The following is a 17,752-nucleotide window of genomic DNA, read 5'->3' as shown; positions in this document are numbered from 1 at the left end:
CGTGGTCGAACTGGCATGCGACGCCCTGCCCTGCTTCTGCACTGGCGCCTGGCCTGCCAGCGCCCCCTGCTCCGCCTGCATTACGCCGTGGTCGAGGGGCGCGCGCGCCTGGCCGGTCTGGCCCAGATGCTGGCCCTGCGCAATTGGGCCAGCCTGCCCGACGAGTGGTTTCTGGTGGCTGAATTCGCGCGCCGCTATCCGACCGAGGCGATCCGCGCCTTCGCCCTGCTGGAAGCGCGCGAGCGCCTGCGCCGCCGCCTGGCCCAGCGCGGCCAATGGATCGCGGCCGCGCTCGCCCTGCTGTACGGGGTCGAGGCCGTGCTGCTGGCGCGCCTCGGCCACACCCTGCTGGCCGGCCTGTTCGCCCTGTTCAGCCTGGCGGGCTTCGTGTACGTGCTGGCCCTGTCGCGCGCCACCCGGCGCCTGCGCGACCCCAGCACCCAGCGCCGCGTCAGGCCACCGTAAGGATGATCTTGCCGATGTGGGTGCTGCTTTCCATCAGCGCGTGGGCGGCGGCCGCCTGCTCGAGCGGGAAGGTCGCGTGGATGACCGGCTGGACGGCGCCGCTGGCCAGCAGCGGCCAGGCATGCTGGCGCAGCTCGGCCGCAATCGCGGCCTTGAAGGCGACCGGGCGCGGGCGCAGGGTCGAGCCGGTGATGGTCAGGCGGCGGCGCAGGATCTGGCCGGCGTCGATCTGGGCCTTGGCCCCGCCCAGCAGGGCGATCACGACGATGCGTCCGTCATCGGCCAGGCAGCTGATTTCGCGCGCCAGGTAGTCGCCGGCCACCATGTCGAGCACAACATCGACGCCCTTGCCGCCGGTGGCGGCCTTGACGACGGCGGCAAAGTCCTCGGTCTTGTAGTTGATCGCCTTCTCGGCGCCCATGGCTTCGCAGGCGCGGCATTTCTCGTCGCTGCCGGCGGTGGCGAACACGCGGTGGCCGCGCGCGCGCGCCAGCTGAATCGCCGTCACGCCGATGCCCGAGGAGCCGCCTTGCACGAGCAGGGTCTCGCCCGCGGCCAGGCCGGCGCGCCCGAACACATTGCTCCAGACCGTGAAGTAGGTTTCAGGCAGGCTGGCCGCCTCGACCGGCGTCAGGCCGGCCGGAATCGGCAGGCACTGGCCGATCGGCGCCACGCAGTACTCGGCATAGCCGCCGCCCTGCACCAGAGCGCACACGAGTTCGCCTTGACGGAAGGGGCTGGCGGCAAGGTCGCCGCCGACGATTTCACCGGCCACTTCCAGGCCGGGCAGATCGGACGCGCCCGGCGGCGGCGCGTAGTGGCCGAGACGCTGCAGCACGTCGGGGCGGTTGACGCCCGCGGCCAGCACGCGGATCAGCACTTCGCCGGGCCCGGCTTCCGGGCGCGGACGTTCACACACTTGCAGCACCTCGGGGGCGCCGGCTTGGGTAATCTGGATGGCGCGCATCATGTCCTCGCTATTGAATGCGAGGATTGTAAGCGAGCCGGCGCTCAGGCGCCGCCGCTGCGCGAATGCGTGGGCAGGGGCGTGCCGATCTTCCAGCCGGCGCTCAGCGACTGCGCCTCCTCGATCTGCTCCTGGCGCATGCGTTTGGCCAGGCTGGCGCGCTGCTCGACGGCATTGGCATTGCCCGAGGCGGCCGCCAGATTCCACAGCATATAGGCCAGCACCGGGTCTTCCGGCATGCCGGCCACGTGGTGGCGGTACATCAGGCCAAGCGCATACTGGGCCTCGGCATGGCCCTGCTCGGCCGCCTTGCGGAACCAGGTCACGGCCTGCTTGTGATCCTGCGGCACGGCATTGCCCGTGTAATACATGGCGCCGACCACATACTGGGCGTCTGCCTTGCCCTGCTCGGCCGCCTTGCGGTGCCAGAACAGAGCCTGCTTGTAGTCGCGCGTGACGCCGCGCCCCATGTAATACATCAGGCCCAGCAAATGCTGGGCGTCCGCCATCCCGGCCTTGGCCAGGGGCGTGATTTCCTTCAGCGCGAGCGCATAATTTTTGGCGTTGTAGGCATTCGCCCCCTCGACGAAGCCGGCGTGCGCGGGCGCACACAGGCTGATCAGGAGACTGGCTGCCAGCAGCAGTCGTTTCATGTCACGCGTCATTTCCAGCTAACTTTGCCCAGCCCATCCACACTGACGTGCTTGTTCTGCGGCTTGCCATAGACGGTGACCGAACCCAGGCCGCTCAGGTTCAGGTTGGCGTTCTGGCGGGCATGGACGCTTGCATTGCCGAGCCCGCTCAGGTCGAGGTTCACAGTATCTGCATAAAAGCTCTTGGCGTCCAGTCCGCCGAGACCGCCGAGGCTGGCTTTGAGCTGCTTGGTCTGGCCGCTCAGCGTCACATAACCGGCGCCCTGCAGGTCGAGATTGACGGCATCGCTATTGAGGCCCGAGATATTCAGGCTGCCCAGGCCGCCCAGGCTGGCATTGACGGTCTTGTAGTTGCACTGGACCTTGAGCGAGCCGGCGCCCTCGAGCGCGAGTTCGATGTCCTCGCCTGAGAAGCCCGTCACTTCGGTCGCCCCCAGGCTTTCGGTGCGCAGCTCGCGCAGGCGCGGCAGGGTCAGTTCGATGCGCAGCGGGTTGAGCTTGCCGAACTTGAAGTTCGTGTGCGACTCCATGTCGATATTCAGGGTATCGCCGTGCTGAGTGGTCGTGGTTTTTTCGACGTACTTGCGCTCACCCGAAATCACGAGCGAGGGCGTGTCGCCCTGGCGCAGCTTCAGATCGACCGGCCCGTCGAGCTTGACGCGCACGACGCGCGCATCGATCGGACGGGTTTCGGTCAGATGCTCGTCGCGTGCCTGGACGCTGCCGGCCGCTGCGCACAGCGCAATGGCCACGACCCCGGTTTGCCATGCCTTCCACATGCTGGACTCCTGAAGCTGATTTTGTTGTGGGCGCTACCTTAGCACTTAATTGCCGAGTTGTACCTTTTCGGCGGCGCTCAGACGCTTGGCCTTGACGACCACCACCGGCATCGCGGCGTCGGTCTCGACGGCGCGCACGACGCTGTGTTTGTGCAGGACCGGCACGCTGGCGCCAGCAAAACCGGTGAAGCTGACCAGGAAGACGGCGGCGAGGAAGATGGCTTCCATGTGTTTGGCGACGTTCATGATGTTCTCCTTCGTGTGTGTGTGAACCATGAGCACACTGTAACGAAGGCCCGCCTACCGCTCCATCGGTATGCGATGAACTGCAAAAACGGCAGACTGAATGTGCGGAATCGCGGTCCCAGCGCCTTAGCGCGCGGTGGCCAGCGCGCGCTCGGCCAGGGCGTCGAGTTCGCCAGTGACCGTGGTCAGGGCATTGGTGGCGGCCGCCACATCGGCCCCGCGCAGACCGGCGCGCGCGACCACCATCTGGGCGTCGAGCGCGGCCAGGCGCACACGGCGCGAGACCTGCTTCATCTCGGCCATCGTGCTGACCAGGGTCTTGCGCTCGGCCAGGGCGGCGCGCTTGGCCTGCTCTTCATAGACCAGGGTCAGGGTGCCGAGCAGGCTGAGGATGGGCGTGCCCTGCTCGACCAGCTCGGCCAGCAGGGCCGGCGCCGCCAGGCCATTGCCGGCGATCGCGCCCAGGGCCTCGTCGGCCAGGCGCATGAAGGCGCGGATGTGGGCGTCGCCCTGAATATCGCCGAAATAGGCCTGGCGCAGCGCCTCGCAGAACACGCCGGGCAGGCTGCCCTTCTCGCCCATCAGGCGTGCATGGGCGTCCTGGAACTGGGCCAGGGTCTCGCGCGCCGTGTCGACCGCGCCCTCATGCCCGAGCGAGGCCAGCACTGCGTACAGGACCAGGCGCTGCGACATGAAACGGCGTTTGCCGGCCAGATTGATCAGGGCGGCGAACACATCGCCAGAGAGCTCGGTTGCGGGCGTGGCCAGCTGCGGCATGGTCGTCCCTTTCATCGTCAGCGTATTCATGCCCGAGGACTTTGCAATTCTCGTGCCAGGCAAAAGTGGCCGCGCCGGCACCGTCGCTGTGCAAGATGCACACAAAATGGGCAGACGGGCATGCTAAGATCGGCCGGCCCACCCTTTCGGAGCCCCACCATGCTGCGTTGCCTCGCCCTGTTCTGCCTGCTGGCCGGCGCCAGCGTCCACGCCGAACCGCTGCCGCCCCTGCAGCCGCTGCCGCCCGGCACGCGCGCCAAGGCCTTCGATATCGAAGCCGACTGGCTGGCCATCAGCCCCGGCACGCTCTGGCTGGCCGGCTATGAGCCGGGCGAAATCCTCGCCCTCGATCCCGACACCCTGGCCGTGCGCAGCCGCGCCAGCACCGGCGGCACCTCCTGCCAGAGCCTGACTGTGGCCCTGGGCCGGATCTGGGCCGCCAACTGCAGCCAGGGCGAGCTGGTCGGCGTCGGCCTGGCCAGCGGCCAGGTCGAGCGCCGCATTCCCCTGCCCTTCCATCCGAAGCGCGAAGGCGCCATCGCCGAGGCCGGCGGCCTGCTGTGGGCCGTGGTCGGCCAGGACGAGAACCATCTGGTGGCCGTCGCGCCCGAGACCGGCGCCATCGTGCACCGCCTGGCCCTGCCGGCCGAATCGAATGTGGTGGTGGCCGGTTTCGGCGCCTTGTGGATTTCGAGCACCCGCCTGGGTCTGGTCACCCGTGTCGACCCGGCCACGGCGCGCGTGGTCGCCAGCATCCCGGTCGGCCCCACGCCCAAATACATGGCCGTCGGCGAAGGCATGCTGTGGATCACGAATATCGGCGACACCGACGTCTGGCAGGTCGATCCCGCCAGCAACCGGCTGGTGCGCCAGATCCCGATCGGCCTCGCGCCCGAGGCCAAGTCCGACGGCGGCGACCTGACCACCTATGGCGGGGCCGTCTGGAAGGCCGTCAAGCAGCGCCCGATCACGCGCATCGACGCCGCCAGCGGCCGCGTCACCCTGCGCATCGAAAACGGCCAGGAACAGGCCGCCATCCGGATCGGCCACGGCGCCCTGTACGTGACCGACTGGAAGCAGAAAATCCTCTACCGCATACCGCTGGCGGCGCTGCAGCCGTAGCGAGGGTGCCGCCGCCACATCGACGGCGGCTTCATTGGGTGCCCTCCCTTTTATTGTGCTCAAGCCGTCTTCCAGACCCGCCATTTAGCATCACCTTCGAGCTCATAAACCGGAGGTGATCATGCCACCCTACGCACGACCTCTTTGCATTGCAATTTGCCTGTTCGCCCTCTACTGCTTTGCCCATGAGAGCGTCAATCAATTGCATAGGGCCATCAATCGAGCTGCAATTTCTCCGGACAGCAAACAACTTGCTTTTTCTGAGTGCACCCAGCAATCCCCAAAGCAATGCAAGGTTTTTCTTTTCGATCGAGCCAGTGCGTCGGCGAGGCAGCTCGACTTATTGGCAGGCTACAACTACACCGAACCAACCTTCTCGCCGGACGGAAAGAAGTTGGTGATGGTCCGAAGTCAACTCGTCGCTGCTCAAGATTGGCGGACCACAAAAGATGTCCTCCAGAATACGGCGCTCGTTTTGCTGGATCTACGGACGCACGATGAAACGGTACTGCCGATTTCTCATGGCCATAAATTCTCGCCAGTATTTTCTCCAGACGGCAAACAACTGGCCTATTTCAGAAGCGAGGTCTCACTCGGATTTAGATTCATCCACTACGGGGATGCCGACGTCTTTATCTACGATCTCGAGCAACAAAAGGAATTTCCTTTTTCGGCGCCATTTCATTTTCAGCAGGCGTATTCGATCGTATTCGAAGCACCTGACGTGCTACTTATCAACGCAACATCTCCACTAAGCGACCACTCTGAAACGCGCTCGTTTCAAGAATACGACGAGTCTAAGATAGATATTTATCGGATTAAGCGCGGAGGAAAATTCTCCGCCTCGCCTGCAAGCGGGTTCAGACCGGGCTCAAGCAACATTCGACTCGACCAGAAAGGAGGAATGTACTTTCTAGTCCGGCGAGTCAGTGAAGATCGGATCGTCCGCAGAGACCAAGACGGTCAGGAACAGAGCTGGGTTGTCAGCCAGTTTCTTCGCTCGACTGCAGTCGCGCCAGATGGGAAATCACTCATCGCGATATTTGCCGACGGAAATGATCCTCAGGACAACAGCAAACACTTCGTCAAAGAGTTGAATCTGACGACTGGAACTTGGCGAGACCTCGGCCTGGAAAGGTCCTCCCGAACACCTCAACCCGGTCTCACATCTGGGAGGGCAACAATGACAACGCCGAATTCAGTGACTCGTCAGTGACACCCGTCGTCAATGGCGTATTCGCTCAAGATGGCGTGTTGGCAATTCGAGAACGCTCTATTGCCGGGCTCCCCTTTGAAATCTCGTTTGCAGGGGATGGCAATTGTGAGCGCAAGGTCGCAGTGTCCGACGGAGCGGAGATTGCGCCATTGAACACGGATCAGGAATGGCTCTGCCAATGACTCGGATTCGAATCCCCGCGCTCAACACTCTTTGCTTAAACCAGCGTGAACGCCTAAATTGGGCAGTCAAAAAAAAAAAACCGCTGCATCATTACGATGGCAGCGGTTTTTTGCAGCGCCAAGCGCGCGGGCCTTATTCGGCGGCGGCAGCGCCTTCTTCGGCGGCGACGGCCTTCATCGACAGCTTCAGGCGGCCACGTTCGTCGGCTTCGAGCACTTTCACGCGCACGGCCTGGCCTTCTTTCAGGTAGTCGGCCACGGCGTTCACGCGCTCATTGGCGATCTGCGAGATGTGCAGCAGACCGTCTTTGCCCGGGATCACCTGGACGATGGCGCCGAAGTCCAGCAGCTTGAGCACGGTACCGTCATAGACTTTGCCGATTTCGACCGAGGCGGTCAGCTCTTCGATGCGGCGCTTGGCTTCCTGGCCAGCGGCAGCATCGACCGAGGCGATCGTGACCACGCCGTCGTCGGTGATGTCGATCTGGGTGCCGGTCTCTTCGGTCAGAGCACGGATCACGGCGCCACCCTTGCCGATCACGTCGCGGATCTTCTCCGGATTGATCTTGATGGTGATCAGGCGCGGGGCGAAGCTCGACAGTTCGGTCTTGAAGTGCGGCATGGCCTTCTGCATCTCGCCCAGGATGTGGGCGCGGCCTTCCTTGGCCTGGGCCAGGGCGACCTGCATGATTTCCTTGGTGATGCCCTGGATCTTGATGTCCATCTGCAGCGCGGTCACACCCTTGGTGGTACCGGCCACTTTGAAGTCCATGTCGCCCAGGTGGTCTTCGTCACCCAGAATATCGGTCAGCACGGCGAAACGGTTGCCTTCCTTGATCAGACCCATGGCGATGCCGGCCACGTGGGCTTTCAGGGGCACGCCGGCGTCCATCAGGGCCAGGCAGCCGCCGCAGACCGAGGCCATCGACGAGGAGCCGTTCGACTCGGTGATTTCCGACACCAGACGCATCGAGTACGAGAACTCTTCCTGCGAGGGCAGCACGGCCACCAGGGCGCGCTTGGCCAGACGGCCGTGGCCGATCTCGCGGCGCTTGGGCGAACCCACGCGGCCGGTTTCGCCGGTGGCGAAGGGCGGCATGTTGTAGTGCAGCATGAAGTCGTCGGTGTACTCACCCATCAGGGCGTCGATCTTCTGGCTGTCGCGGGCGGTGCCGAGGGTGGCCACGACCAGGGCCTGGGTTTCACCACGGGTGAACAGGGCCGAACCGTGGGTACGCGGCAGCACCGAGTTGCGGATCGTGATCGGACGCACGGTCTTGGTGTCGCGGCCGTCGATACGCGGCTCGCCTTCGAGGATCTGCGAGCGGACGATCTTGGCTTCGAGGTCGAACAGGATCGAGCCGACTTCGGCGCTATCCGGGGCATCGGTGCCGGCGGCAGCGGCTTCGGCGGCCAGGCCAGCGAGCACCTCAGCCGACACGGTGCGCAGCTTGTCGGTGCGCGCCTGCTTGTCCTTGGTCTGGTACGCATCGCGCAGCTTGGCTTCGGCCAGGCGGGTCACGGCGCCGATCAGGGCTTCATTCTTGGCCGGGGCGGTCCACTGGACTTCCGGCTTGCCGCCTTCGCGCACCAGTTCATGGATGGCGTCGATCACGGCCTTCATCTGTTCGTGGCCATACACCACGGCGCCGAGCATCACGTCTTCCGGCAGCTCTTTGGCTTCCGATTCGACCATCAGCACGGCCGTTTCGGTACCGGCGACGACCAGATCCATTTGCGAGGTCTTCAGCTGGGTCGTGGTCGGGTTCAGGATGTACTGGCCATTGGCGTAGCCGACGCGGGCGGCGCCGATCGGGCCATTGAAGGGGATGCCGGCCACGCACAGGGCGGCCGAGGTGCCGATCATCGAGACGATGTCGGGGTCGATTTCCGGGTTCACCGACAGCACGTGGATGATGACCTGGACTTCATTCAGGTAGCCTTCCGGGAACAGCGGGCGGATCGGACGGTCGATCAGGCGCGAGGTCAGGGTCTCCTTCTCCGACGGACGGCCTTCACGCTTGAAGAAGCCACCCGGGATCTTACCGGCGGCATAGGTCTTTTCGACATAGTCAACCGTCAGCGGGAAGAAATCCTGGCCCGGCTTGGCATCCTTCTTGGCCACCACAGTCGCGAGAACGACGGTGTCGTCCATCGAGGCCAGCACGGCGCCGGAAGCCTGGCGGGCGATTTCGCCGGTCTCCAGGGTGACGGTGTGATCGCCATACTGGAAGGTTTTCGTTACTTTGTTAAACATGGGTTAATCCCTTTCTATTTGCCGACAGATTTTCAGGGGCTGTCGTTCACCTCACCACGGGCGGCGATTACTCCGCCCCACAAAAACAAAATGCCTGCGGCAGTCAGGCTGACGCAGGCATCTTGTTTATTCTGCTTTGCGCAAAGATTACTTACGCAGGCCGAGTTTAGCGATCAGGTCGCGGTAGCGGTTGGCATCCGTACGCTTCAGGTAAGCCAGCAGGCTCTTACGACGGTTCACCATCATGATCAGGCCGCGGCGGCTGTGGTGATCTTTCTGGTGGGCCTTGAAGTGGGTGTTGAGCTCGTTGATACGGGCGGTCAGCAGGGCCACTTGGACTTCGGGGGAGCCGGTGTCCTTAGCGCCACGGGCGTTGTCGGCGATAATTGCCGACTTGTTGATTTGTTCGACGGTCATGATGTGCCTTTCACATGCGGTACAAAGAGTCGCGACCCTGCGTACCGTGAACTTCGTTAATAAAAATGCCAGCCCAAGCGGGCCAGACGCGAGATTGTATCCCAATTCGCCCCAAAAAGCGAATCCCGCCCGCCAAATCTTGCAATAAAGAAAAATGGGGTCAGACCCCATTTTTCCGGGCGTTCAGGTTTCGCGCTGGAAGCGCACGGCGTAGCCGGCCAGCAGCACGTCCTCGCCCACGCGCTTGAGCGCGAAATGCTCGGCCACATTGCCATTGGCGAACTCGGTCGTGCATTCGACCGTCAAATAGTCGAAGCCGTCGGCGCGGAAGGCGTCGACCTTGTCGACCGTCGCCTTCAAGCTCAGGCCGTAGCGGCGGCGCACATCGGCCAGGTAGCTGATGAAGACCGGGCGCGCCGTCTTGGCGCGCAATTCCTTGCTGGCCGCCTCGTAGATCTCGGCGAAACGCTCGTCATTGAGCATCGCGTGAAAGCGCGCCACCGCCTCCTCGGCCAGCTTGTTGCGGGCCGGGACGCAGGCGCTCAGGGCCAGCGCCGCCAGCAGTACGGCACGGCGCCGCATCTCAGCCCTGCGGATTGAGGCGCTCGACCTTCGAGTGCAGCTTGTTCAGCCCCGCCAGATAGGCCTTGGCCGAGGCCACGATGATGTCCGGATCGGAACCGACGCCGTTGACGATCCGGCCATTCTTCGACAGGCGCATCGTCACCTCGCCCTGCGACTGGGTGCCATTGCTGATCGCGTTGATCGAGAACAGCACCAGCTCGGCACCGGTCTGGGCCTGGCTTTCGATCGCATTCACCGTGGCGTCGACCGGACCGTCGCCCTGCCCTTCGGCCACGACTTCCTTGCCGTCCATCGCGAACACGACGCGCGCACTGGGCGTCTCGCCGGTCTCGGAACGCTGGGCCAGCGACACGAAACGGTAGGTCTCGCTGTCCTGGGCCTGCTCCTCGTCGGCGACCAGGGCCATGATGTCTTCATCGAAGATCTCGGCCTTGCGGTCGGCCAGCTCCTTGAAGCGGGCAAACGCGGCATTGACCTCCTGCTCGCTGTCGAGCTCGATGCCGAGCTCTTGCAGACGCTGTTTGAAGGCATTGCGGCCGGACAGCTTGCCGAGCACGATCTTGTTGGCGGTCCAGCCCACATCTTCGGCGCGCATGATTTCATAGGTCTCGCGCGCCTTCAGGATGCCGTCCTGGTGGATGCCGGAGGCGTGCGCGAAAGCATTCGCGCCGACCACGGCCTTGTTCGGCTGCACGGCGAAACCGGTGATCTGCGACACCATCTTGGAAGCCGGCACGATCTGGGTCGTGTCGATGCCCAGGTCCAGCTTGAAATAGTCCGAGCGCGTGCGCACGGCCATCACCACTTCTTCGAGCGCGGTATTGCCGGCGCGCTCGCCCAGGCCATTGATCGTGCACTCGATCTGGCGCGCGCCGCCGATCATCACGCCGGCCAGCGAGTTGGCCACGGCCAGGCCGAGGTCGTTGTGGCAGTGCACCGACCAGATCGCCTTGTCGGAATTCGGAATGCGCGTGCGCAGGCGCTTGATGGTTTCGCCGAAAATCTCGGGCACCGCATAGCCGACCGTGTCGGGGAAGTTGATCGTGGTGGCGCCCTCGGCGATCACGCCTTCGAGCACGCGGCACAGGAAGTCTTCTTCCGAGCGCGAGCCGTCTTCGGGCGAGAACTCGATGTCGTCGGTGAACTGGCGCGCGAAGCGCACGGCCAGCTTGGCCTGCTCGAGCACCTGCTCGGGCTCCATGCGCAGCTTCATCTTCATGTGCAGCGGGCTGGTGGCGATGAAGGTGTGGATGCGGCGGCGCGGGGCCGGCGCCAGCGCCTCGGCGGCGCGCGCAATGTCGCGGTCATTCGCGCGCGACAGCGAGCAGATGGTCGACTCTTTCACGTGCGAGGCGATCGCGCGGATGGCCTCGAAGTCGCCGGGCGAAGCGGCCGCGAAGCCGGCCTCGATCACGTCCACCCGCATGCGCTCGAGCTGACGCGCGATCCGGAGCTTCTCGTCCTTTGTCATCGACGCGCCGGGCGACTGTTCGCCATCGCGCAGGGTGGTGTCAAAAATGATCAGGCGATTCGAGAGGCTCATAAGAATTCCAAAATATAAGTAGGGTTAATGCTCGTGCGGCGCGTCGCCCGCCTCCGGCTTGCTCTGCACGAGCTTGACCGGGGTGCCCTTGGCCAGGCGCCACAGATAGGTCACGTAGCCGGACAGACCGTAGACGGCGATGATGGGAAACAGCGAACCTTGGGGATCGATGGCCAGCAGCGCAAAGGCCAGCGCGATCAGGAAAATGGCAATGAAGGGCACCGACTTGTGAAAGTTCAGTTCCTTGAAACTGTAGAAGGGAATATTGCTGACCATCGACAGGCCGGCGAACACGGCAATGCCCCAGGCCACCCACGGGTACTGCACGCCCGAGACGCCACGGTCGACCATCATCAGGATGAAGCCGGCCACCAGCGAGGCCGCGGCCGGGCTTGGCAGGCCCTGGAAGAAGCGCTTGTCGACCACGCCGATATTCGTGTTGAAGCGGGCCAGGCGCAGGGCCGCGCCGGCGCAGTAGACGAAGGCGGCGATCCAGCCGAGTTTGCCCAGGCCGCGCAGCGACCACTCGTACACAACCAGGGCCGGGGCGGCGCCGAAGGACACCATGTCGGACAGGCTGTCGTACTGGGCGCCGAATTCGGACTGGGTATTGGTCAGGCGCGCCACCCGGCCGTCGAGGCCGTCCAGGATCATGGCGATGAAGATGGCCCAGGTTGCGTGCTCGTACTTCTGGTTCATGGCCATGACGATGGCGTAGAAGCCGCAGAACAGCGCGGCCGTCGTGAAGGCGTTCGGCAGCAGGTAGACGCCGCGCGCGCGCGGCTTGCCGGGTTCGCCCTGGCGCAGGCGCGCGAAGCGGCTCGGCTTGGCGACGGCGGCATTGGCAGGACGGCGGCGGAAAATTTTACCCATGGTTGTTCACAGAAATCAGGATCGCTGTATTTTACCTTCCCGACATCTTATTGAAAGCGGACCTTGGCCACCATCCGCAGCGGCAAGGTGGTTTCGCCCGGCTCGAAGCTCGGTTCGGCCACCTCGGGCGCGCCGCCCTTGGCGCGCACGGCCGAGCCCATGATGCTGACGCTGCGCATCGCCTCGGGGGCCTCGCCGCCATAGCGGCCGCTGCCTTCGTAATCGATCAGTTCGACGACGGCCTCGCCCGGCTGGCGCCCCATCGCACGCGCCACGGCGGCCAGGCGCGCCTGGAAGTCGGCATAGGCGGCGGCGATGCGTTCGGCGTCGAGCTGGCGGGCGGTGGCCGGCGCCAGGCCGAACTGCAGGCCATTCAGACCGAGCAGCTGCTGGCCGGCCGCAACCGTGCGCGGCAGTTCGGCCAGATTGCTGGTCTTCAGGCTCAGATACTGGCCGACGCGCCAGCCGATCAGGCTGCGCTTGGGCGGCGCCGCCTGCACGTTCGGCTGGCGTTCATCGTAGACCGCATAGGTGTAGTAGCCGTGGCTTTTCAGCTCGGCCGTCGGATCGGCCTTGCGCAGCAGCGCCATGCCCTCTTTCATCTTGCTGTTCACGCGCGAGGCGGCGGCGGCCTTGTCCTTGTCCTGTTCTTCGACATAGAACTCGGCGACGGCCTGGTCGTTGGCGCGCGTGACCTCGCCATTGGCGGCGATCACCACCAGACTGCCGCGCGTGGACGGCAGGCTCTGGGCCTGGGCCAGCGGCGCGAGGGCCAGGCTGGCAAGCAAGAGGATACGGGTAAGCATGCTGGGCTCCTGAGTCAAAAGATGCAAATGGGGCAAGACTGCCCCATTCTGTCACAGCGGGTCAAACCCCGACATGATGTGTTACATCTGGTGCGCAGGACGGGCCGCGCCCGGGCTTAGTTCTTCGACTGGTCGACCAGCTTGTTCTTGGCGATCCAGGGCATCATCGCGCGCAGCTTGGCGCCGACCGTTTCGATCTGATGCTCGGCCGTCAGGCGGCGGCGCGACAGCAGGGTCGGGGCGCCGGCCTTGTTTTCCAGGATGAAGGACTTGGCGTATTCGCCAGTCTGGATGTCCTTCAGGCACTGGCGCATGGCGTCCTTGGTGGCGGCCGTCACGACTTTCGGGCCGGTCACGTACTCGCCATACTCGGCATTGTTCGAGATCGAGTAGTTCATGTTGGCGATGCCGCCTTCATAGATCAGGTCGACGATCAGCTTGAGCTCGTGCAGGCACTCGAAGTAGGCCATTTCCGGCGCGTAGCCGGCTTCGACCAGGGTCTCGAAACCAGCCTTGATCAGTTCGACGGTACCGCCGCACAGCACGGCCTGTTCGCCGAACAGGTCGGTCTCGGTCTCTTCACGGAAATTGGTTTCGATGATGCCGGCCTTGCCGCCGCCATTGGCGCAGGCATACGACAGGGCGATGTCGCGCGCCTTGCCCGATTTGTCCTGGTGCACGGCGATCAGGTGGGGCACGCCGCCACCCTGGCGGTAGGTGCCGCGCACCGTGTGGCCCGGGGCCTTGGGCGCGATCATGATCACGTCGAGGTCGGCGCGCGGCACGACCTGGCCGTAATGCACGTTGAAGCCGTGGGCAAAGGCCAGCACGCCGCCCTGCTTGATGTTGGGGGCCACGTTCTCGTTGTAGACCTGGGCGATGTTCTCGTCCGGCAGCAGAATCATGACGACGTCAGCGGCCTTGACGGCCTCGTTGACTTCGGCCACTTTCAGGCCGGCCGCTTCCACCTTGGCCCACGAGGCGCCGCCCTTGCGCAGGCCGACCGTCACATTGACGCCCGAGTCCGACAGGTTCTGGGCGTGGGCATGGCCTTGCGAGCCATAGCCGATGATGGCCACGTTTTTGCCTTTGATGAGGGAGAGGTCGCAGTCTTTGTCGTAAAACACGTTCATGATGTTTGTCCTTGTCTTTGTCAGTTGTTATGGTCGATCACACTTTGAGGATGCGTTCGCCGCGGCCGATGCCCGAGCCGCCCGTGCGGACGGTTTCGAGAATGGCGGCGCGGTCGATGGCGTCGATGAAGGCATCGAGCTTGCTCTTGGCACCCGTCAGTTCGATCGTGTAGGTTTTTTCGGTCACGTCGATGATGCGGCCGCGGAAGATGTCCGCCGTCCGCTTCATTTCTTCCCGTTCCTTGCCGACCGCACGCACCTTGATCAGCATGAGTTCGCGCTCGATATGGGCGCCTTCGGTCAGATCGACCACTTTCACCACCTCGATCAGGCGGTTCAGGTGCTTGGTGATCTGTTCGATGATGTCGTCCGAGCCCGAGGTCACGATCGTCATGCGCGACAGGGTCGCGTCTTCGGTCGGGGCCACGGTCAGGGTTTCGATGTTGTAGCCGCGGGCCGAGAACAGGCCCACCACGCGCGACAGGGCGCCGGCTTCGTTCTCGAGCAGCACAGAAATAATATGGCGCATTTAGAGGTCCTCCGAGCCGAGCAGCATTTCGGTCAGGCCCTTGCCGGCCTTGACCATCGGCCACACGTTTTCCGCCTGATCGGTAATGAAGTTCATGAACACGAGCTTGTCCTTCATGCCGAAGGCTTCGCGCAGGGCGCCGTCGACGTCGCCCGGTTTCTCGATCTTCATGCCGACGTGGCCGAAGGACTCGGCCAGCTTGACGAAGTCCGGCAGCGAATCCATGTAGGACTCGGAATAGCGCGAACCATAGTCGAGCTGCTGCCACTGGCGCACCATGCCGAGGAAGCGGTTGTTGAGGAGGATGATCTTCGGCGTCAGGTGGTATTGCTTGCAGGTTGCCAGCTCCTGGATGCACATCTGGATCGAGCCCTCGCCCGTGATGCAGGCCACGGTCGCGTCCGGGTTGGCCATCTGCACCCCCATCGCATACGGCAGGCCCACGCCCATCGTGCCCAGGCCGCCCGAATTGATCCAGCGGCGCGGCTTGTCGAAGCGGTAGTACTGGGCGGCCCACATCTGGTGCTGGCCGACGTCCGAGGTGATGAAGGCATCGCCCTGGGTGATGTCCCAGACCTTTTCGACCACGGCCTGGGGCTTGATCACCAGATCGGAGTCGCTGTACTTCAGGCATTGCTTGCCGCGCCATTCGGCGATCTGCTTCCACCAGGCCTTGAGCGCCGGCGCATTCGGGCGCGCCTCGCTCGCTTCGAGCTGGGACAGCAGTTCGACCAGCACGTCCTTGACGTTGCCGACGATGGGAATATCGACCTTGACGCGCTTCGAGATCGAGGACGGGTCGATGTCGATGTGGATGATCTTGCGCGGGCTGGTGGCGAAGTGTTTCGGATTGCCGATCACGCGGTCGTCGAAACGGGCGCCGATGGCAATCAGCACGTCGCAGTTCTGCATGGCCATATTGGCTTCATAGGTGCCATGCATACCGGGCATGCCGAGGAACAGATCGCTCGAGGCCTTGTAGCCGCCCAGACCCATCAGGGTATTGGTGACCGGGAAGCCAAGGCGGTCGACCAGCTTGTTCAGCTCGGGCGAGGCATTGGCCAGAATCACGCCGCCGCCCGTGTAGATCATCGGACGTTCGGCCGCCAGCAGCAGCTGCACGGCTTTGCGGATCTGGCCGCTATGACCCTTGTCCACCGGACGGTAGGAGCGCATCTCGATCTCTTTCGGATAATCGTAGGTGCACTTGGTCATGCTGATGTCTTTGGGGATATCGACCAGCACCGGGCCCGGACGGCCGGTGCGGGCGATGAAGAAGGCTTTCTTGATCGTCGAGGCCAGCTCGCGCACATCCTTCACGAGGAAGTTGTGTTTGACGACAGGGCGCGTGATGCCGACGGTATCGCATTCCTGGAAGGCATCCTGGCCGATCGCATGGCTCGGCACCTGGCCGGAAATCACCACCATCGGGATCGAGTCCATGTAGGCGGTCGACAGACCGGTCACCGCATTGGTCACGCCGGGGCCGGAGGTGACGATGGCCACACCGACTTTCTGTGAACTGCGGGAATAAGCATCGGCGGCATGCACGGCAGCTTGCTCGTGGCGCACCAGAATATGCTTGAATTTGTCCTGCTTGAAGATGGCGTCGTAGATGTAGAGGACGGCGCCGCCGGGATAGCCGAAGACGTGTTCGACACCTTCTTCAGCGAGGGCGCGCACAACAATCTCAGCGCCCGTGATGGGAACTGCTGCATCGTGAGTCATAAAACATTCCTTTCAAAACCCAGAGGGAGGTGATCGGATGCTCTTTCCTGACGAATCTTGCGAGACGCTCCAGGGCTCATGCTTCCCTTTGTTTTGCGGTCACGTCGATCGTCCCTGCCACCGTGGGGCCAGTTCGGAAAGCCGCTTAACGCAATTCGTTCAGCGTGAGTGTCTGAGGCGTGCCTGCCAGATTCTCGCGCTTGTGGCGCGGGTAAAAGCAAACTGCCTACTAATGAAAGCGCGTCCCGCCGCTAGCAGCATTGTGGGTTGCTATGGCTTGACTGGAGATCGCCGTGATGACGACGATCAGACTTACCTTACTGCGTTGCAGCAAAATGGTCAAGTAGAAACTACTATCGTGCGCAAAATAAGCTTAGAAAGAAGCTAATGCAGCGCACGAGGCCGATTAGGCAAAGCGCCCCAAATTTGGTAGGATGCGCAGATTTTCCTCCTAGACGACAGCCGGGCCAGGTACCCGGCACGCTGCCCGACCGCTCGCATGGCATCAGATAAAGAACTCTCGGACTTTCTCGAAAGCGTGGAAAAGCGCGCTTTCAAGCAAGCCGTGTATGCCGTGCGACGCGATGAAGCGGCGCTGGACATCGTCCAGGACGCCATGATCAAGCTGGCCGAAAAATACGGCGACAAGCCGGCGGCCGAGCTGCCGATGCTGTTCCAGCGCATCCTGCAGAACACCATCCTCGACTTTTTCCGCAGGGAAAAAGTGCGAAATACCTGGGTCAGCCTGTTTTCTGGCGTCGGCCCGAGCGAGGACGAGCACGAGGAATTCGACCTGCTCGAATCCTATGTGGCCGAGGACGGCAATACGGCCAGCGAGTCGAGCGCCGACAAGCTCGAGCGCACGCAGGTGCTCCAGCTGATTGAGGACGAAATACAAAAACTGCCGGCACGTCAACGGGAAGCCTTCCTCATGCGTTACTGGCAAGACCTGGATGTGGCAGAGACGGCAGCCGCGATGGGCTGTTCCGAGGGAAGTGTCAAGACGCACTGTTCTCGTGCGACACATGCCCTGGCCGAGGCCTTGAAAGCCAAGGGAATTACATTATGAACACCGACGATCTGAACTTCGCGTACCGCGTGCGGCACGCCCTGAACGAGCAGCTCGATCAACTACCCGCATCGGCGAGCGATCGTCTGGCAAAAGCGCGTAAGATCGCAGTATCTCGCAAAAAAGCTGAAGCGCCCCTGGCCCTGGCCGGACGCGCGCTGGCCGGTCACGCCGGTCAGTTTGTGCAGACCCATCTGGGCTGGATGACGCGGCTCGGCGTGGCCCTGCCGCTGCTGGTGCTGGTGGCCGGCCTGTCCGGTATTTACCAGTACGAACAACAACAACGGATCAACGAGATTGCCGAACTGGACGCAGCTGCCCTCACCGACGAGCTGCCGCTGAATGCCTACCTGGACGAGGGTTTCAATGCCTACGTCACGCAGCAAGAGCGCGTGCAGTAAATAC

Annotated in this window: 19 protein-coding genes; 5 read left to right on the top strand and 14 right to left on the bottom strand. The window is 63.4% G+C overall.

All coding sequences use genetic code 11. From position 1 onward, the window contains the following. Positions 1 to 15 precede the first annotated feature (15 nt). Positions 16 to 465, top strand: coding sequence for a hypothetical protein (locus LZ005_RS02540; protein WP_237804357.1), 450 nt, complete (start codon positions 16 to 18; stop codon positions 463 to 465). Here the strand turns inward: LZ005_RS02540 and LZ005_RS02535 are convergent. The 5 genes from LZ005_RS02535 to LZ005_RS02515 form a co-directional block, all read right to left on the bottom strand. Beyond that, positions 452 to 1,432: an NAD(P)H-quinone oxidoreductase gene (locus LZ005_RS02535; RefSeq protein ID WP_237804712.1), complete on the bottom strand. Its 981-nt coding sequence runs from the start codon at positions 1,430 to 1,432 to the stop codon at positions 452 to 454. The two genes, LZ005_RS02540 and LZ005_RS02535, sit on opposite strands and share 14 nt — an antisense overlap. A gap of 44 nt (positions 1,433 to 1,476) precedes the next feature. Beyond that, positions 1,477 to 2,085, bottom strand: a complete 609-nt coding sequence (locus LZ005_RS02530) for a tetratricopeptide repeat protein (protein ID WP_237804355.1) — start codon at positions 2,083 to 2,085, stop codon at positions 1,477 to 1,479. A gap of 8 nt (positions 2,086 to 2,093) precedes the next feature. After that, a complete protein-coding gene (locus tag LZ005_RS02525) occupies positions 2,094 to 2,864 on the bottom strand; it encodes a head GIN domain-containing protein (protein WP_237804353.1) in 771 nt (256 codons plus the stop codon). Between the two features lie 45 nt (positions 2,865 to 2,909). Continuing rightward, a complete protein-coding gene (locus tag LZ005_RS02520) occupies positions 2,910 to 3,110 on the bottom strand; it encodes a hypothetical protein (protein WP_237804351.1) in 201 nt (66 codons plus the stop codon). Positions 3,111 to 3,236: 126 nt separating this feature from the next. Next, positions 3,237 to 3,917, bottom strand: coding sequence for a type IV pili methyl-accepting chemotaxis transducer N-terminal domain-containing protein (locus LZ005_RS02515; protein WP_237804349.1), 681 nt, complete (start codon positions 3,915 to 3,917; stop codon positions 3,237 to 3,239). Between the two features lie 129 nt (positions 3,918 to 4,046). On the opposite strand from LZ005_RS02515, the gene LZ005_RS02510 reads away from it, so the two are divergent. Next, complete coding sequence (locus tag LZ005_RS02510) at positions 4,047 to 5,009, top strand: hypothetical protein (RefSeq protein ID WP_237804347.1); 963 nt, start codon at positions 4,047 to 4,049, stop codon at positions 5,007 to 5,009. 121 nt (positions 5,010 to 5,130) lie between these two features. Continuing rightward, positions 5,131 to 6,225, top strand: a complete 1,095-nt coding sequence (locus LZ005_RS02505; RefSeq protein WP_237804346.1) for a hypothetical protein — start codon at positions 5,131 to 5,133, stop codon at positions 6,223 to 6,225. 315 nt (positions 6,226 to 6,540) lie between these two features. Here the strand turns inward: LZ005_RS02505 and pnp are convergent, their stop codons facing one another. The 9 genes from pnp to LZ005_RS02460 form a co-directional block, all read right to left on the bottom strand. Then, the gene (gene pnp / locus LZ005_RS02500) at positions 6,541 to 8,664 is read right to left on the bottom strand and encodes a polyribonucleotide nucleotidyltransferase (RefSeq protein ID WP_237804344.1); all 2,124 of its coding nucleotides are present in this window, start codon (positions 8,662 to 8,664) and stop codon (positions 6,541 to 6,543) included. Positions 8,665 to 8,811: 147 nt separating this feature from the next. After that, positions 8,812 to 9,081, bottom strand: a complete 270-nt coding sequence (rpsO, locus tag LZ005_RS02495) for a 30S ribosomal protein S15 (RefSeq protein WP_237804342.1) — start codon at positions 9,079 to 9,081, stop codon at positions 8,812 to 8,814. 183 nt (positions 9,082 to 9,264) lie between these two features. After that, entirely contained in the window at positions 9,265 to 9,663 is a 399-nt protein-coding gene (locus LZ005_RS02490) for a hypothetical protein (protein WP_237804340.1), read from the bottom strand. 1 nt (position 9,664) lies between these two features. Beyond that, positions 9,665 to 11,209 carry a 2-isopropylmalate synthase gene (locus LZ005_RS02485; RefSeq protein WP_237804338.1) on the bottom strand — a complete coding sequence of 515 codons (1,545 nt, stop codon included), beginning with the start codon at positions 11,207 to 11,209 and terminating at the stop codon, positions 9,665 to 9,667. Positions 11,210 to 11,233: 24 nt separating this feature from the next. After that, complete coding sequence (gene pssA, locus LZ005_RS02480; protein WP_237804336.1) at positions 11,234 to 12,082, bottom strand: CDP-diacylglycerol--serine O-phosphatidyltransferase; 849 nt, start codon at positions 12,080 to 12,082, stop codon at positions 11,234 to 11,236. A gap of 47 nt (positions 12,083 to 12,129) precedes the next feature. After that, on the bottom strand, positions 12,130 to 12,888 hold the full coding sequence (locus LZ005_RS02475) for an SIMPL domain-containing protein (RefSeq protein ID WP_237804333.1): 759 nt from the start codon (positions 12,886 to 12,888) through the stop codon (positions 12,130 to 12,132). 116 nt (positions 12,889 to 13,004) lie between these two features. Next, positions 13,005 to 14,021 (bottom strand): ketol-acid reductoisomerase, encoded by a 1,017-nt coding sequence (ilvC, locus tag LZ005_RS02470; RefSeq protein WP_237804331.1) that lies wholly within the window; start codon positions 14,019 to 14,021, stop codon positions 13,005 to 13,007. A gap of 37 nt (positions 14,022 to 14,058) precedes the next feature. Then, positions 14,059 to 14,550: an acetolactate synthase small subunit gene (gene ilvN, locus LZ005_RS02465; RefSeq protein WP_237804329.1), complete on the bottom strand. Its 492-nt coding sequence runs from the start codon at positions 14,548 to 14,550 to the stop codon at positions 14,059 to 14,061. Beyond that, positions 14,551 to 16,278 (bottom strand): acetolactate synthase 3 catalytic subunit, encoded by a 1,728-nt coding sequence (locus LZ005_RS02460; protein ID WP_237804327.1) that lies wholly within the window; start codon positions 16,276 to 16,278, stop codon positions 14,551 to 14,553. It abuts the gene before it with no gap. A 499-nt stretch (positions 16,279 to 16,777) separates the two neighbouring features. On the opposite strand from LZ005_RS02460, the gene LZ005_RS02455 reads away from it, so the two are divergent. Both LZ005_RS02455 and LZ005_RS02450 read left to right on the top strand, forming a co-directional pair. Continuing rightward, on the top strand, positions 16,778 to 17,347 hold the full coding sequence (locus LZ005_RS02455; protein WP_237804325.1) for an RNA polymerase sigma factor: 570 nt from the start codon (positions 16,778 to 16,780) through the stop codon (positions 17,345 to 17,347). Continuing rightward, entirely contained in the window at positions 17,344 to 17,748 is a 405-nt protein-coding gene (locus tag LZ005_RS02450) for a DUF3619 family protein (protein WP_237804323.1), read from the top strand. Before LZ005_RS02455 ends, LZ005_RS02450 begins: the two co-directional genes overlap by 4 nt. Positions 17,749 to 17,752 lie beyond the last annotated feature (4 nt).

It is taken from the genome of Massilia sp. TS11 (assembly GCF_022012445.1).
Classification (GTDB): domain Bacteria; phylum Pseudomonadota; class Gammaproteobacteria; order Burkholderiales; family Burkholderiaceae_D; genus Telluria.
The sequence above is the reverse complement of the archived record's forward strand: the minus strand, read 5'-3'. Positions and strand labels throughout refer to the sequence as shown.